At 40.6% G+C, this 15,992-nt stretch carries 17 protein-coding genes; all 17 read right to left on the reverse strand.

The window, feature by feature from the left end:
* Positions 1 to 20: 20 nt before the first annotated feature.
* Entirely contained in the window at positions 21 to 1,430 is a 1,410-nt protein-coding gene (locus tag INQ00_RS02355; protein WP_197547199.1) for an MFS transporter, read from the reverse strand.
* On the reverse strand, positions 1,409 to 1,918 hold the full coding sequence (gene mobB, locus INQ00_RS02360) for a molybdopterin-guanine dinucleotide biosynthesis protein MobB (protein ID WP_197547200.1): 510 nt from the start codon (positions 1,916 to 1,918) through the stop codon (positions 1,409 to 1,411). Before mobB ends, INQ00_RS02355 begins: the two co-directional genes overlap by 22 nt.
* A 135-nt stretch (positions 1,919 to 2,053) precedes the next feature.
* Positions 2,054 to 2,998, reverse strand: a complete 945-nt coding sequence (rseB, locus tag INQ00_RS02365; protein ID WP_177989620.1) for a sigma-E factor regulatory protein RseB — start codon at positions 2,996 to 2,998, stop codon at positions 2,054 to 2,056.
* 70 nt (positions 2,999 to 3,068) lie between these two features.
* Positions 3,069 to 3,650: a sigma-E factor negative regulatory protein gene (locus INQ00_RS02370; protein WP_197547201.1), complete on the reverse strand. Its 582-nt coding sequence runs from the start codon at positions 3,648 to 3,650 to the stop codon at positions 3,069 to 3,071.
* Positions 3,651 to 3,671: 21 nt separating this feature from the next.
* Positions 3,672 to 4,247 carry an RNA polymerase sigma factor RpoE gene (rpoE, locus tag INQ00_RS02375; RefSeq protein WP_014064431.1) on the reverse strand — a complete coding sequence of 192 codons (576 nt, stop codon included), beginning with the start codon at positions 4,245 to 4,247 and terminating at the stop codon, positions 3,672 to 3,674.
* 116 nt (positions 4,248 to 4,363) lie between these two features.
* The gene (locus tag INQ00_RS02380; protein WP_049366673.1) at positions 4,364 to 4,621 is read right to left on the reverse strand and encodes an FAD assembly factor SdhE; all 258 of its coding nucleotides are present in this window, start codon (positions 4,619 to 4,621) and stop codon (positions 4,364 to 4,366) included.
* 84 nt (positions 4,622 to 4,705) lie between these two features.
* A complete protein-coding gene (locus tag INQ00_RS02385) occupies positions 4,706 to 6,382 on the reverse strand; it encodes a fructose-specific PTS transporter subunit EIIC (protein WP_197547202.1) in 1,677 nt (558 codons plus the stop codon).
* A gap of 4 nt (positions 6,383 to 6,386) precedes the next feature.
* Entirely contained in the window at positions 6,387 to 7,328 is a 942-nt protein-coding gene (gene fruK, locus INQ00_RS02390) for a 1-phosphofructokinase (RefSeq protein ID WP_197547203.1), read from the reverse strand.
* A gap of 3 nt (positions 7,329 to 7,331) precedes the next feature.
* On the reverse strand, positions 7,332 to 8,852 hold the full coding sequence (gene fruB, locus INQ00_RS02395) for a fused PTS fructose transporter subunit IIA/HPr protein (RefSeq protein ID WP_197547204.1): 1,521 nt from the start codon (positions 8,850 to 8,852) through the stop codon (positions 7,332 to 7,334).
* A 74-nt stretch (positions 8,853 to 8,926) separates the two neighbouring features.
* Positions 8,927 to 9,457, reverse strand: a complete 531-nt coding sequence (locus tag INQ00_RS02400) for an HI_0449 family lipoprotein (protein WP_049369994.1) — start codon at positions 9,455 to 9,457, stop codon at positions 8,927 to 8,929.
* Positions 9,458 to 9,538: 81 nt separating this feature from the next.
* Complete coding sequence (gene paeA, locus INQ00_RS02405; protein WP_197547205.1) at positions 9,539 to 10,849, reverse strand: polyamine export protein PaeA; 1,311 nt, start codon at positions 10,847 to 10,849, stop codon at positions 9,539 to 9,541.
* Positions 10,850 to 10,961: 112 nt separating this feature from the next.
* Positions 10,962 to 11,486 (reverse strand): DUF1523 family protein, encoded by a 525-nt coding sequence (locus INQ00_RS02410; RefSeq protein WP_049369996.1) that lies wholly within the window; start codon positions 11,484 to 11,486, stop codon positions 10,962 to 10,964.
* A 26-nt stretch (positions 11,487 to 11,512) separates the two neighbouring features.
* A complete protein-coding gene (locus INQ00_RS02415; RefSeq protein WP_197547206.1) occupies positions 11,513 to 12,295 on the reverse strand; it encodes a YchF/TatD family DNA exonuclease in 783 nt (260 codons plus the stop codon).
* Between the two features lie 7 nt (positions 12,296 to 12,302).
* Positions 12,303 to 13,283, reverse strand: coding sequence for a DNA polymerase III subunit delta' (locus INQ00_RS02420; protein WP_197547207.1), 981 nt, complete (start codon positions 13,281 to 13,283; stop codon positions 12,303 to 12,305).
* Complete coding sequence (tmk, locus tag INQ00_RS02425) at positions 13,280 to 13,912, reverse strand: dTMP kinase (protein WP_197547208.1); 633 nt, start codon at positions 13,910 to 13,912, stop codon at positions 13,280 to 13,282. Before tmk ends, INQ00_RS02420 begins: the two co-directional genes overlap by 4 nt.
* A complete protein-coding gene (gene mltG, locus INQ00_RS02430) occupies positions 13,912 to 14,961 on the reverse strand; it encodes an endolytic transglycosylase MltG (protein WP_197547209.1) in 1,050 nt (349 codons plus the stop codon). Before mltG ends, tmk begins: the two co-directional genes overlap by 1 nt.
* 63 nt (positions 14,962 to 15,024) lie before the next feature.
* Positions 15,025 to 15,957 (reverse strand): peptidylprolyl isomerase, encoded by a 933-nt coding sequence (locus INQ00_RS02435; protein WP_197547210.1) that lies wholly within the window; start codon positions 15,955 to 15,957, stop codon positions 15,025 to 15,027.
* Positions 15,958 to 15,992 lie beyond the last annotated feature (35 nt).

Below are 15,992 nucleotides of genomic sequence, written 5' to 3' on the forward strand. Positions count from 1 at the left end.
TTAAACTAAGGTATTCAATATCAGCGTTTTTTCCGCAAATGATCCCCGTCTGTTCTATGCAAATAGCTTAATATCCAAACCAATACGATAGCAAAAACAGAAGTGGTCAGGAACGTATAACTGAAAGCATGCTGTAGTGCTTCACCTTCGTTACCAATAAATTGGCGATATAACGTTAAAATAATGGATGCTACGGCGATACCAAAACCAATTCCCACTTGTTGCACAATGCTCAATACCGTCGAGCCTACACCGCCTTGTTCCTGTGATAAATCGCCAACAGTAAGTGTATTAATCGAAGTAAAAATCATCGACATACAAGCCCCGTACCACATTAGATTACATATAATCCATATCGTTGATGATGAAATATCAAGTAATGACATGGAAACTGTAGAGCCTGCCATTAAAAGTGACGATAAAATTAACGTCGTTTTATAACCTAAGCTATTTAAAATATGCCCAATAAAGCGTTTAAATACGACGGACATTAGCGCAATAGGTGCAAGCAACCAGCCTGACACTTCAGCTGAATAACCAAAGGAAAGTTGGAACATTAATGGCAATAAGAATGGCACAGCCGATCCAGAAAGACGGATAAAAATATTGGCTGCAATGCCTAATCGGAATGTTCTTGTATTGAAAAGAGATAACGGCAAAATGGCACGCTCATTACCTTTCGCATAAAAATAATAAGCCATCAATAATGCCATGCCAATCGCTAATGCACTGTATGTGGTCATGTGATCACTATGACTTTCACCCAGCAAATCTAGCCCTAGCGTTAAGCTTACCAAACCAAATGCAAAGAGTAAAAAGCCCGTCCAGTCTAACTTAGACGCATTACCTTTATGATTTCCCATCACCTTAGCTGCAGCCCAAAAACCTAACATACCAATAGGAATATTAATTAAGAAAATCCAATGCCATGAGGTATGCACCACAAGCCAACCACCTAAAATCGGGCCAAGAATCGGGCCGATGAGTCCTGCTGTAGCCATTAAATTCCAGGCATTAATTAATTGATTTTTCGGTACCGTTTGAATAATCGCAAGGCGAGCGACAGGCATCATAAATGCTCCGCCAATACCTTGAAGAATCCGTGCAAGTACAAGAGTTTCGAGAGAGGTTGCCATCGCACAAGCGACTGAACCGAATATAAAGGTAAAAACAGCTGAACGGAAAACCGTAAGCGTACCAAATTTCGCTGCCGCCCAAGCAGTTAAAGGAATAAATAAAGCAACGGCCAGAGAATAGGCGATAATCGCCATTTGCATTTCAAAGACGGGGGTTTGTAGATCTGTTGCAATAGTTGGTAAGGCAGTATTTAAAATAGTCGCATCCAAGCTTTGCATAAACAAAGCCATGGAAGCCACCCAAGCCAGCCCTTTATAGTGCTGACTTTCTATTACTGCGTCTTTTTCCACCATTGATAAATAAACTCAGCGATCTGTTCAATGTGATTAATATCTAATAAAGTGCGGTCAGTTTCAAGCGAATAATCTGTTGCTAAAGCCAACACGTTTTCATCTAATTCCGGCAAAGGCTTTATCATCTCTTGTCGATGCAACAGAATCTTTGGAATAGGTTCTTGTTTAAATCCTTCCACCAAAACTAAATCCGTTAAATAACGATCAAATTGTTGGCTTAAATAAGCTAACGAAACCGGCGCCTGAGGTGTTTCTGTCATTAATGCCCAACGACTATCGCAAGCCATAATAACTTGCGCAGAACCCGCCTCTTTCATTCGCCAGCTGTCTTTTCCCTCTTTATCCACATGGGCGTTGTGATGGCTGTGTTTAATGACTGAAACACGTAGGCCTTTTTTAATTAATTGAGGAAGTAATTTTTCCAGCAATGTGGTTTTGCCACTACCGCTGTAACCCGTAATACCAAGAAGAGGAAGGGGATTATTCATTGTAAAAACCTTAAGAAAAATGACCGCACTTGATAAAACAAAACCCCGCAGGACGGGGTTTTGCTATCAAAATCCATCAGGTGAAGAAAGTATAGCAAGGGGAAACAAAATAGCAACTTTCTCACGTCTCCTGAATTATTTTAGGAATGTTACACCTTGCACAATTCGCTTAGCCGCGGCAATTGGAAGCTGTCCGATAAAGGTAATTTCTTTATCGCCCATGACTTCACTATAAATCGTATATGCCCCTTGTTTCCATGTGTTTTCTGTTGCGGCAGTGCTATCCGCTTTGTTGACATAGAGTGTAAAAGTGAAAAGCCCATCGCTAAATAACGCATTTTCAACCACTTCACCATCCATTACATCTTGATTTTGGCGAACTAAATCAAAACCTTGCGGTAACCAATCCGTTTTCCAATTGACTGCAAGAGATGACTCTTGTTTGCTTTCATTTAAAAGTGGCGGCACTGACACCTTATTAAGGTAATCTGTTAAACCACGTAGACGATCATCGATATATAACGTCACGACACGGAACTGATCAAGTAACTTGCCTTCTCGATCAAGCATATCACCACGCAATAACAAACCATTTTCTTCATCTAAGAAAACGAGATATTGATAGCGAAAATCGTCTTTGGGCACAATACGAATGGTATCGACAAATCGGCCTGCAATTCGATCTTTTCCAAGCTTAATAAAATCATAATTCTGACTCAGCTTGCTAAAATCAGTACGAATCACTGCCGGAAGCGCATCCACAATCTCACCACTGTTAATCGTGAAAGCACGTGATCCCGGCTGAAAATAGCTGACTAAATTACCGCGCTGGATGATTTCTTGCTGTTCACCATCTAATGTCACCAATTGTGCATACACTTTTTGCCCTTGCTTAATATGACGATAACGGAATGAGTCCATATTTGTTGGCGTAGTTTGCACAAAAGCAAGCTCATAGTTTAAATCTCGCATGGCTTGCGACATTTTATTTAATGACTGGATTGGCTCTTCTGCAAATGCTGTGAAAGGCAATAAGAATAAGCCTAAAAGTGCGGTTAATTTGAGAGACGTTTTTTTCATAAATAAATTGGTTTATCCAGAAAAAAATTCACCACGCCTAAGGTGGTGAATTATCGATTAACTGTAGTAATTATTTCGCTTGGTTGCTACCCACATTTAAGCTATCTGCATGCATACGACGCTGTAATTCATAGTTTTGTAACATCGTACCAATACGGCGATTTTTTTGCTCAACCTGTTCCGAAGTCGCTACATCTTTGGTCGGAGCGTTGTAACTTACTTCTTGAACAGAATTGTTAAATGGTAAGGTTTGTAAAACTGGGTTTTCAGGTGTAACCGAGGTGCTTTTTGCATTGAACGATTGTACACCCACTACTGCCACCAAACACACACCTGCAGCCACCGCAATTTGTGTCATTGGTGCAAAGAATGCTTTTAATTTTTGCACGAACGGTAAGCTGTCTGCCTCTTCTGGGGTTGGTTGAGAAACAGTAATTTCAACGTGTTTTACTTCTTCTAATTCAATTAAGTCAGCCATTTTCGCGGTAAAATCAGCACCTAATAATACTGGTGACTCTTTACGCATAACTGATCTTACTGTGTGATATGCCACCCAAGATTCTTGTGAATCTTTATCCTGACAGAGTTGTTTCGTCAACTCGGCACTGACTTCTTCTCCATCCATATAGGCTGAAAGTAACTCTTTTTGCATTTTATAAACTCCGACTTTATTTTAACGTTGCATAAGCGGTTGTATTTTGTTCTCAATCACTTCCCGAGCACGGAAAATGCGAGAACGTACAGTGCCTACTGGACAATCCATTATTTCTGCGATTTCTTCGTAACTTAACCCTTCAAGCTCACGCAAGGTAATCGCAGTTCTTAAATCTTCTGGCAAACTGTGAATAGTATCAAACACCACTTTTTCTAATTCGCTAGATAACATTTCATTTTCAGGGGTATCTACATCACGTAGATGGGTTCCCACATCATAGCTTTCGGCATCTTCAGCCAAAATATCTTCGCTCGGTGGACGGCGCCCCTGTGCCGTTAAATAATTCTTTGCCGTATTAACGGCAATTCGATATAGCCAAGTGTAGAATGCACTATCGCCCCGAAAGGATTCAATGGAACGATAGGCCTTAATAAAGGATTCTTGTACAACATCTGGAATGTCGTTATGAGAAATGTAGCGGGTTAAAAGTCCGGCTACTTTATTTTGATAACGAGAAACCAATAAATTAAAGGCTTTTTTATCGCCTTGCTGCACTCTTTCTACCAAAGCCTGATCTGTTAGCTGTTCAGCCATATATCTCCTATGCTACGTCTAACACGCCTTCATATATTCAAGACAGCAAGCTATTGTTGCTTTATCAGACAGAGTTAAAATTGAAAAGTTCCTTATGTGTAAAAAATTTCAAAAAATTAACGGACATTCGTTTTCTGCATATCTTGGATATATTCAACCATCGCTTGTACTTCGGCATCGTCTGATTGACTGCCATTAAAAAACCACGAAAAAAGTTGTAAATCCGTGGCGGCAAGTAAACGAATAAAAATATCTTTTTTGTCGTCAGTCAGTTGGTCAAAATGCGCTTTATAAAAAGGCATGATGATTTTATCCAGCTCAAGCATACCTCGACGACAATCCCATTCAATGCGGAGTTTATTGTATTTATCCATAATTTCTCCCTAAATCATTGTAATTATACCTGATAAATGAAAAGTGCGGTTAAAAATTACCGCACTTTTTAATCAAAGAATCGATTATTCTGTCGCCTTCGGCTTAATCACCGCATAAACCACGCCGGTTAATAATGCCCCCGTTGCAATTGCACCTAGGTAGAGTAATGGTTCAGAGACAAACGGAATCACAAATAAACCACCATGTGGTGCTTGTAGTGAAATATTTAATGCCATTGAAATCGCACCGGCAGTTGCTCCACCAATCACCGAGCTAATAATCACACGTAATGGATCGGCTGCTACAAACGGCAATGCTCCTTCAGAGATAAAGCATAACCCTAAGACAAAAGAGGCCTTACCCGCATCACGTTGATTGCTGGTAAATTTACTGCGAGCAATCCAAGTTGCAATCGCCATACCAATTGGCGGCACCATACCAGCCGCCATAGCAGCAGCCATTGGAGTGTGAACTTGAGAGGCTAACATTCCCACGGAGAACGTATAAGCCGCTTTGTTTACTGGACCACCCATATCAATACACATCATCGCACCGATAATCGCACCCAATACCATCGCATTGACCTCGCCCATGGATTTTAACCAATCGCTTAAGGTCGTCATAATTTGTGAAACTGGTGGGTTAATCACATAAATCATCGCAAGACCAACAATCAAGGTACCAAAGAGCGGGAGAATTAAAATCGGTTTTAAGGAGGTTAAACTTGCCGGCAATTTAATGGTTGCATTTAATCCTTTTACCACATAACCCGCTAAGAAACCGGCGATAATCCCACCTAAAATCCCTGCACCGGCTGTGGTGGCTAACATACCGCCAATAAGACCTACCGCAAGCCCCGGACGGTCTGCGATAGAAAAGGCCACATAGCCGGCAAATACTGCAATCATCAGATGGAATGCTGCGCCACCGCCAATATCCATTAAGGCTTTTGGAATACCATGGAAAATCGTTTCATCTTTGAAAGCTTCAATACCAAACATAAAGGAAATCGCGATTAATAAACCACCGGCAACCACCAACGGCAACATGTGCGATACACCAGTCATCAAATGTTTATAAACGCCTTTTTTCTCGCCACTTTCTTCTGATTTAGCAGAAGATTTTGCTACGCCACCTTCATAAATTTTCGCTTCTTTAAATGCCTTATCGAATTCCTGTGCCGTTTTCTTTAACGCTAAACCGGTCGACGTACGATACATCGGTTTACCTTGGAATTTATCTAACGGTACATCAATATCCGCTGCAACAAAAACTAAATCTGCCGCAGCGACTTCTTCAGGGGTAATTTCATTACCTGCGCCCACTTGGCCACGCGTTTCTACTTTTACCTGCCACCCTTGTTTTTTTGCATAGGTTTCAATGGCTTCAGCAGACATAAAGGTATGTGCCACACCCGTTGGGCAAGCTGTAACCGCGACGATATTTTTTACACCAGAAACGCCGCTAAATCCAACCACACTTTGAGTCGGTTGCACATAGTCTACTGCTTGATTGAGCGCATTCGTCAGCGTTGCTTCAGGTGAAGCAATTGCCGCATCTTCATTGGCTAAAAAGACTTTTTTGCCCACAAGTTCAGCAGAGTTTGGCAAACTAGATCCGAAAACAATCACTAAATCCGCCTCTTTGGCTTGTTCAACCAGAGTATGATTGGCTTTTTTTGCGACCTCGCTCAATGCTTGGCGAAGTAAATAGGATTTTGCCGCACCAATTTGCGGAGAGTGAGTTAAAAACAAATTCATTACATTATCCTTCAATCACAGAAATTTTGACATTCGCCAGAATTGGCTCAAGCAAGGCGATATCACTCACGCCCACATTGCTTTGCGAAACAGCAAAGGCAGAAACAGCACTTGCAAACGCTAAGGTTTCCGCTTGAGACAGGCCTTTTTCGATACCATAAATTAAGCCAGCTACCATAGAATCACCTGCGCCTACAGTGCTCACCACATTTTTACATTTAGGTGGTTGAGCTTGAATAACAGCTTGATCACTCAGCCATAAAGAACCGTCTGCCCCCATCGAAATAATCACATTAGCAATGCCTTCTGCTTTAAGTTTTTTAGCCGCTGCAATAATTTCATCAAGAGAATTTAACGGATGACCAATCCACGCTTCTAATTCGCGATGATTCGGTTTCACCAACCAAGGATGCGCTTTCAAACCAGCCGTGAGTGCGGCATTACTGCTATCTAATACGACTTTCACACCAGCTTGATACAACTGATTAAGCCAATCCGCGAACAATCCAGGACTCACACCTCGCGGTAAACTGCCACATACCGCAACAATATCAAAGTGTTGGCAATACGCTAATGAATCTGCTGTAAATTGCTGCCAAGCTTCTGGAGTGATTTGATAACCTAAGAAATTTAAATCTGTTACATCTGCTTCGGTTTCAGTAATCTTTACATTAATACGGGTTTTGCCTGTAACACGATGGAATTTGTCTTCTAATCCTTGTTTTTTAAATAGCGTTTCGAAATCACCAACGTTGTCTTCACCTAAGAATCCACCAACGGCCACCTCTACACCCAAGTCTTTCAACACCTTAGCGACATTGATGCCTTTGCCGGCAGGAAAAATACCAAGCGTTTCAACGGTATTCACTTCGCCGATTTCAATACGAGGCAAACGCCCGACTAAATCGTAAGCGGCATTTAAGGTAATTGTTGCTACTTTTGCCATCACTTACCCCCGACCTTCGCCTAAACCACTTTCAATGACTGCACCAATACCGTCAATCGCTTGTTGAGCTTCTTCACCGCTCGCTACGAAACGTAGGCGATGACCTTTCACGACACCAAGTGCCACAATTTTCATCAAACTTTTTGCACTGACTAATTGGGTGTCACGATCTAAGTTTTGCACCGCAACAGACGCATTATATTTTTTCACTTCATTAACAAGCACGGCACTTGGACGAGCGTGTAAACCGTGTTCATTACGAATCATAAATACGGCTTCAATGGCATCGGCTGGTAAGCCTGTGTTTTCTTCGTGAATTTGTGGTGCATGCTCGCTGCTTACTTCAATAGTATCTGGTTCAGCCGGTGGTACGGCAGATACGCTTTCGCCAAGCCCACTCGCAATAATCTTACCTAAGGCTTCAATAGCTTGTTTCGCATCATCACCTTCCGCAACAAAACGTAAGCGATGACCTTGAGTGACACCTAATGCCACAATTTTCATTAAACTTTTCGCACTAACTGGTGCGGTTTCTCGAGTAAGATTTTGTACCGTAATCTTGGATGTGAATTTTTTCACTTCATTGACGAGCACCGCACTTGGGCGAGCGTGCAAGCCATGTTCATTACGAACAGTAAAGGTACCAATCACTGCACCCGTAGCGATTTGACCTTCAGATTGAGCAGCTGCTGCAACTGGCACTTTACCACCATTAAGTGCGGTCAAAATTTGCTGCGTATTACCACTTAATAAAATATTTTGGACTTCATCATCCAATAAACGCGCTAATGTCTCATTGATTTGGTCACTGACAGCCGAAATCGTCAACACGCCTTTCACCGCTTTGCCATTATGATTAAAAATGGTTTTCGCACGACTGAATGCCAACGCATTTTTCACGTTACCTGATACGGCATCTGTAACCCATAAACCTTTACCTAGTGGCAGAGCAGAATTGGATACCACTTCAGAAACAAAGCTATTTTCAACCGCACTTTGCTGTTGTAATTTACCTGCATTGATGGCGGTAAGGGTGAGCAAACTTTGCGTTTCAATATCTAAACTTAATGTTTCTTCAGTAATGCTAAAAGAATCGCTTTCACCTAACAAAATCGCACGGAATTTTTCAACATCGGTTAATGTCGCTAATTGTGCCGCGGTCTCTTCATCACCTAAAACATGCGTTAATTGACGAAGTAAAGCCAGATGCTCATCAGAACGGGCAGCAATACCAATCACAACATAAGCAACATTGCCTTCTCCCCACTCAATACCTTGTGGAAATTGGAAAACTTGCACACCGGTTTTTTTCACCATTGAACGGGTTTCTAATGTACCGTGTGGAATTGCAATCCCATTGCCTAAAAAAGTGGAGGTTTGTTGTTCACGTCCAAGCATACCTTGCAAATAGCCTTGTTCAACATTGCCGGCTTGCTCTAACGCGCTTGCAGCCATTTCAATTGCTTGCAGCTTATTTGTTGCCGTAGCATTTAAATGAATGTTGCTTTCCGAAAGTTCTAACATTCTTGCTCCTTCACATTGATGATTTAAAAAAAGAAAAGCTGCTGATAAGATCACTCATCAACAGCTCAAATTGATTATTGGCCAGTACAGGCTTTGAGTAGCATTTCGCTACCTTGGGAAATGTAGGCGTCATTTTCACCGCGCTCTTTGCCTTTTTGCAAATCACGCATTGCATCGTAGATCCCTTGCGTCACACTTGGCGAATCCACTTTTTGCCAACAATTTGCACTTAAACGGCTGAAGTTAGTTTGTAATGCTTCTGCATGTAACACACCGCTATAGTAAGCATACACATCAGAATCATGACCACCTGTGTAGAGTTTATCTTGAATTTGCTTGATTGGTACAACAATACGACCGAGATACCAGTCATTCGCACCACTTGCAAAATTATCCACAAAGAAATTTTTTGTTACACGATCTTTATAGGTTGCCACAGTGGCTTCATAAGCGGCGGCATAAGATTTTTGGTCGATTTTATCTTTATCTAAATCAATGACCTTTTTGTCTTTACCCATAAACGGAATATAAGAGGTCATATCTGAAATCGAAGAACAACCCGCAAGCATTACTGCAACAAAGAATATCGAGATTTTTTTAAACATTAAATTTTCCTTATTTATAGGCGGTTAAAACCGCTGTTAATTATACTTAGAATGGGGAGTTAAGCAAGGTAACACCTAGTACTACGCTGATTCTTTGCTCACTCCGCTGTCTTTGACAATCGAAACTAAAATTTGATCAATTTTGAAGTTTTCGGTATCAATGACTTCAAATTTATATTTATCGTATACGACAAAATCGGTTTTTTTCGGAATTTTGCGTAACATATACATCATAAAGCCACTAATAGTCTCGTAATTTTCTGAATCAGGGAAAGATTCAATATCCAAAACGCGCATCACATCTTCAAGTGGCGTTGCCCCATCAATCAACCAAGAGTTTTCATCGCGGCTAACGATTTGCTCTTCTTCGTTAGAAACCAATTCTCCCATCACAATACTCATCACATCGTTCAAGGTAATTAAGCCCATTACAAGCGCATATTCATTGACGATAATCGCAAAATCTTCCCCCGTAGATTTAAACAACTCCAATACTTCGTATAACGACAGCGTATCTGGGATAAATAACGCTTTGCGTAATAAACGGCTATCTGTTAAATCTACTACTTCTTGTTGAAGATAAAGCGTCAACAAAGTATGGGATTCCACATAACCTAAAATCTTGTCCAAACCATTATCACAGATCACTAATTTAGAATGAGAGTCAGCCGATAAGGTATTCAACACTTCCTGACGAGTAAAAGTGCGGTCTAAAAACACGATGTTTTCACGAGTCGTCATGGTTGAAGACACGGTACGTTCTTGCATTTCAAAGATGTTTTCAATCAAATAATGTTCTTGTGTTTTTAGTACGCCCGCTTCGGCACCAGCCTCCACAATCGCCACAATGTCTTCTGGAGTCATATTATCTTCGCGCTTAGTGGATATCCCCATTAAATGGAAGAAGATATTAGAAAGACCATCAAAAAACCATACAATAGGTTTTAAGAAGAAAATGAAGACTTGCATAATGCCAATAGTCCGTAACGCCACACCTTCAGGATTAATCAATGCGAGACGTTTCGGAATTAAATCGGCTAATAAAACAAATGTTGTGGTTACCATGAAAAAAGCAATCCAAGAGGAGGCTGGCTCAACCCATTCTGCCGTAGTGTATTCATGTAAAAAACTCTGTAAGTGAAGACTAATTGTCGCTTCACCAATCACACCACCGAGTACGGCAACCATATTAAGTCCAATTTGTACTACAGTAATGAAACGCCCTGGCTGTTCCTGTAATTTTAAAACTTTCTCCGCTTTGATATTGCCTTCATTGGCCAACGCTTGTAGTTTAATGCGTCTTGCACCCGCGAGAGAAATCTCAGCTGATGACAAGATTGCACTGACAATAATTAATACGATTAAAATAAAAATCGCTGCAGATAAACTCATAATGTTCTCTTTATTGGTTTTAAAGTGCGGTCTATTTACCGCTGGTTTTTAGGTTAGAAATGTTATTATTAAATTGTGAGGGCGTTCTATGACGCCCCATATTTGAGAAACGCTAATTTTCGCTGTCGAACCAGCCACGTACAAATTGGATAGAAAGGAAAAGAGTAATTAATAAGAAAGCATAGAATACCCAAGATAAAATCGGATGGCTTGGTGTCACATCGCCACTGATTTCTTTCACTGCAACGGCATTGCGATATTCATCGAACATCGTCATCCGCCAACCGTAATACTTGATTTGCACTAATTTGTTTTCATTACCCAAGGCTTGAACTTGAGCCTGTAAGTTCGCTGAACCAAATTTAAAGTAGAATGGAAAACCCCAACGGGTATCTTCATTACGATACACCATGATTTTGCCATCATCATTTTGTGTATTGATAAAATACACATCGCGCGTTGGACCATCAGCCGGATTCGATTTTGTAATCGGGCCATCTTTATCCACACGTTTCACTTCCACACCGGTTACTCGCGTTACATCATAGTGTGGGAAAACGTAGTCTACCACCGCGAACATAAAGCCGTGGAAAACAAAGACTACTAAAAATAAAAAGTACTTAAAAAACTTACGCATAAAACTCCCTCATTTAAATCGATGATTTATTGTACATTAATTTTAAATAAACGCTCGAAGTTTTGTGTACTAATTTGTGCAAATTCTTCCATAGACAACCCTTTTAACGCTGCCACATACTCACACACTTCACGTGTATAGGCAGGTTGGTTCTCTTTACCACGATAAGGTACAGGTGCTAAATAAGGCGAATCCGTTTCAACTAACAAACGATCTGCCGGTACATAACGAATAGCTTCACGAATACTTTCCGCATTTTTAAAGGTTATAATGCCTGAACAAGAAATATAAAACCCTAAATCAAGTGCCTTTTTCGCAAAATCCAAGGTTTCCGTAAAACAATGAATTAATCCACCACACTTTTCTGCCTCGTGCTCACGCAACATGGCAATGGTATCTTCTGGCGCTGAACGAGTATGAATAATCACGGGTTTATCCACTTCATTAGCAATTCTGATTTGATCTGCAAAAACCGTTTGCTGCAATGCCTTATTATCTGCACTGTAATAATAATCCAAACCAATTTCGCCAATTGCGATCACTTTTTTATCTTGGGATAAACGTAATAAACGATCGGCATCGTAAGGTTCTTCTTCAAGATCTAGTGGATGTACACCGCAAGCCAAAGACACATTCGGAAATTTTGCTAACTCAGGGTAAGCTTTTTCAAAACGGCTTAATGTTACGCCAATCGCCAATAAATGCTTCACATCTCGTGCTTGGGCTTTGGCCACAACATCAGCAATATCTTTGTGTAAATTTTCATAATCCAATGCATCTAAATGGCAATGGGAATCTACGATAAACATAATTTATTTAGTCCTTAAATACGTCGGTAATTAACTTTGTCAAACCATCTAGTAACATTAATTCCGTGTTAACGCCGTTGATAGTGAGTAAATCCGAGCGCACTTTTTGCATAATTTTATTTGCGGTTAATAACCCAAGCGCTGTTTGCTCGTCTGCAAATTGAGTTACACCTGTTTTAAGATCAAGTGTTTGCCAGCCATTTTGTATTTCGAGTTTGTATTTAATGGCATCACTTAAAAACGCTAAAATCCAATCCACTTGCTGTACGGTGCGTTCTTTTTCAAAGAAAGGCAAAATTTCCAAAGGTGAACGACGACGATAAAACAGCCAAAATTGACGTAGGAAATTTTTTCTCTGTTCAATTAATCCTTGCTGGAGTGTTTCTAATGCTAACAGTGGACGACCCAAATTCATCGCAAGTGCGGTCAATAATTCAGATGTTTCTGCCTGAAATTGAGAAGAAAGCCAAGTTAAGGCTTCTGCTTCCGTTGGCAAAGGAACATTCCACACTTGGCAACGGCTGTAAATAGTCGCTAACAACGAAGAGGAAGGCTCTGTTTGCAACAAGAAATACGTATTCGGACGTGGCTCTTCCAAGGTTTTGAGCAATGCATTAGCTGCCGCTTCCGTAAGGCGTTCTGCATCTTGGATATACACCAATTTATTACCATTTTGTTGCGCGTGTTGGCTGACAACTTCATTAAGCGCCCTTACCTGATCAACACCAATGTCTTTGCCTTCTTGAGAAGCTAAAACATGAAAATCAGGGTGACTTTGCGCTGCCATTAAGTGACAAGCATGACAATGGCCACAAGGTGCATTATCTGGCGTTTGACACATAATGCGTTTTGTTAAATCCTCAAACAAACCTTCAGCACCGAGAGCTTGATCAGCTTTAATCAATAATGCATGATGCCCCAAACCTTCGCTAAAAGTTTGGCTAATTTTGTGATAAGTAGGCACTAACCAAGGATAAAGTTCGCTCATTTTGCTTGTGAAACCCACCAATTTTTGACCGCACTTTGAATGTCCGATTGTACTTGTTCCAAAGGCTGACCTGCATTAATAATCGCAGCTTTCGGATTGTTTTGCACCAATTCCAAATAACGTTGGCGAGTACGATGGAAGAAATCGAGTCCTTGTTGTTCTATACGATCTAATTCTCCACGACCTCTAGCACGAGCAAGCCCTTCTGCAGGATCAATGTCTAAATACAGTACAAAATCAGGCTCAAAATCGCCTAATACCATATTTTTTAAATTCGCCATAAGCGTTTGGTCAAACTGACGCCCACCGCCTTGATAGGCCTGTGAAGACATATCATGTCGATCACCCAGCACAATTTTACCTTCTGCCAATGCTGGCTTAATCACATTTTCTACCAATTGAATTCGTGCCGCATAAAGCATCAATAATTCCGCTTTATCCGTAACAGGTTCTTCTGTTTCATGTTTAATTAAATGGCGCAATTTTTCTGCTAATGGTGTGCCACCCGGCTCACGAGTAAATACGATATCATTTACACCAAGGGATTTTAATGTATCCACCACCGTTTGCATGGCGGTACTTTTACCTGCACCTTCCAGCCCTTCAATTACGATAAATTTGCCTTGCATTAGTTGGCTCCTTTTTGTTGACTACGATACCAACGTAAATATTCTTGCACTGCTTTATTATGCTCGTTCAGATTACGAGTAAATTTATGGCCGCCACTTCCATCGGCAACAAAATAATAAAAGTCCGTTTTCGCTGGATGCGCCACAGCCTGCAAAGCACTCTCACTCACCATCGCAATTGGTGTTGGTGGTAGCCCCTCAATCATATAGGTATTGTAAGGGGTTATCGTTTCCAAATCTTTCTTACGAATATTACCGGTATAACTCTCACCCATTCCATAAATCACAGTTGGGTCAGTTTGTAGTTTCATATTAGCTTTTAAACGGTTAATAAATACCGAAGCCACTTGTGGACGCTCAGCCGCAATCCCCGTTTCTTTCTCCACAATAGAAGCCAAAATCAGCATCTGATACGGATCCGCTAATGGGAGATTTTCATCGCGTTCACTCCATGCTTTATCCAAGGCTTTTTGTAGACGAGTAGTTGAACGTTTTAATAATTCAAGATCAGTCGAATTTGGGGTGTAATTATAGGTATCAGGATACAACCAGCCATCCATGTTATTCCATTCGTAAACGGCTTTTGCAACGGCTGGAATATCTAATAACGCCATAATTTCTTTATCACTTTTACCTTGCAAGGTTTGTTTTAAGTGTGGTGCACTTTCAAGGTTTTTACGCCATTCCTTGAACGTTTTACCTTCAATAAACTTCACACTAAATTGCGCTTCCTTGCCAGAATTAATCATATCCAATAAATCTTGCAACGTTTTCACACCCGTTAAAGAATAAGTCCCCGCTTTCACTTTGTTGAGCTGCGGTTGTAATTTCAATAACCAAGGCAACAAATCCGCATGATCAAGAATTTTTTCTTGCTCTAATAAAGCAGCGAGTTTACTGCCCGTAGTTCCTCGTTCAATTGTCAGCAATTGATCTTGCGTGACATTCACTGGTGTATGAACAAACTCCGTTAGTTTTTGATAACCCCAAAAACCAACACCGCCAAGAATTAGCAGAAGAATTAGTAAAAAGACAAAAAATTTTTTCATGCGTCACTCATTTTATAAAAACGACAAAAGGGGCAAAATGCCCCCTTATTCTAACGTTTTCTGTTATTTATCGAAATATTGAATATCAGCATTTTTACGTAATGCTTTCACCCAGTCTTTGGTTGCTTCTTGTAATTGGCTATTCACAATTTGTTCGTAAGCTTTTTGACGATAAGCATCTTCTGTTTTATCGCCATCACGACTGCCGGTTACTTCGAGAATATGCCAACCAAATTCAGATTTAAATGGTGCAGAAATAGTACCTTGTGGTGTAGTTTCAACCATTTTTGCAAATGGGCCCACATAAGCTTCTGGGAAGGCATAACCTAAGCTACCGCCATTCGCACCAGATAAATAATCTTTAGAATATTTTAATGCGGCATCTGCAAATGTCATTTTGCCTGAAACGATGTCAGCACGAATGCGTTCTAATTCTGCTTTTGCTTGTGCATCGTTCAGCAATGGGTTTAATTTTAATAAAATATGACGAACTTCATACTCTTTGCCCATCACTTTTTGCGCCGTGCCTTTTGCTTTTGCTTCATCGAGCATCTGTTTACCCAATGCATCCACTTGCTCACGAGTCACATCTACGCTGTTTTGAATAGCATGGTTACGCACACCCGCCATTAACATTTGGCGAGAAATTTGTTGTTTAAATGCATTTAAAGAAATGCCTTGATAATCGAGTGCATCTAAGAATTGACCATAAGTTAACCCATTTTTCGCCGCAATATCTTCTACGATACGGTTTACTTCCGCTTGGTTTACTTTTACACCTGATTCTTTGATCGCTTTCTCTGTCAGCATATCATCAATAATCTTATCTAATGCTGCACGTTGGCTACCTTTCTTGCCCATTACGGCATTCACTTGACTTTGTAAAATTGGTGTACCATTTACGGTCGCCACAACGCGTTCTTCTGCTTGTACTTGAGAAAAAGTAAACAGACCAATCATGGCAAAGAAAAGAGATTTTAACATTGATTTTTTCATTTTAGTTTTCTTAAAAAATAATAGGATAATGCTCG

This window comes from Haemophilus parainfluenzae, assembly GCF_014931275.1.
Classification (GTDB): domain Bacteria; phylum Pseudomonadota; class Gammaproteobacteria; order Enterobacterales; family Pasteurellaceae; genus Haemophilus_D.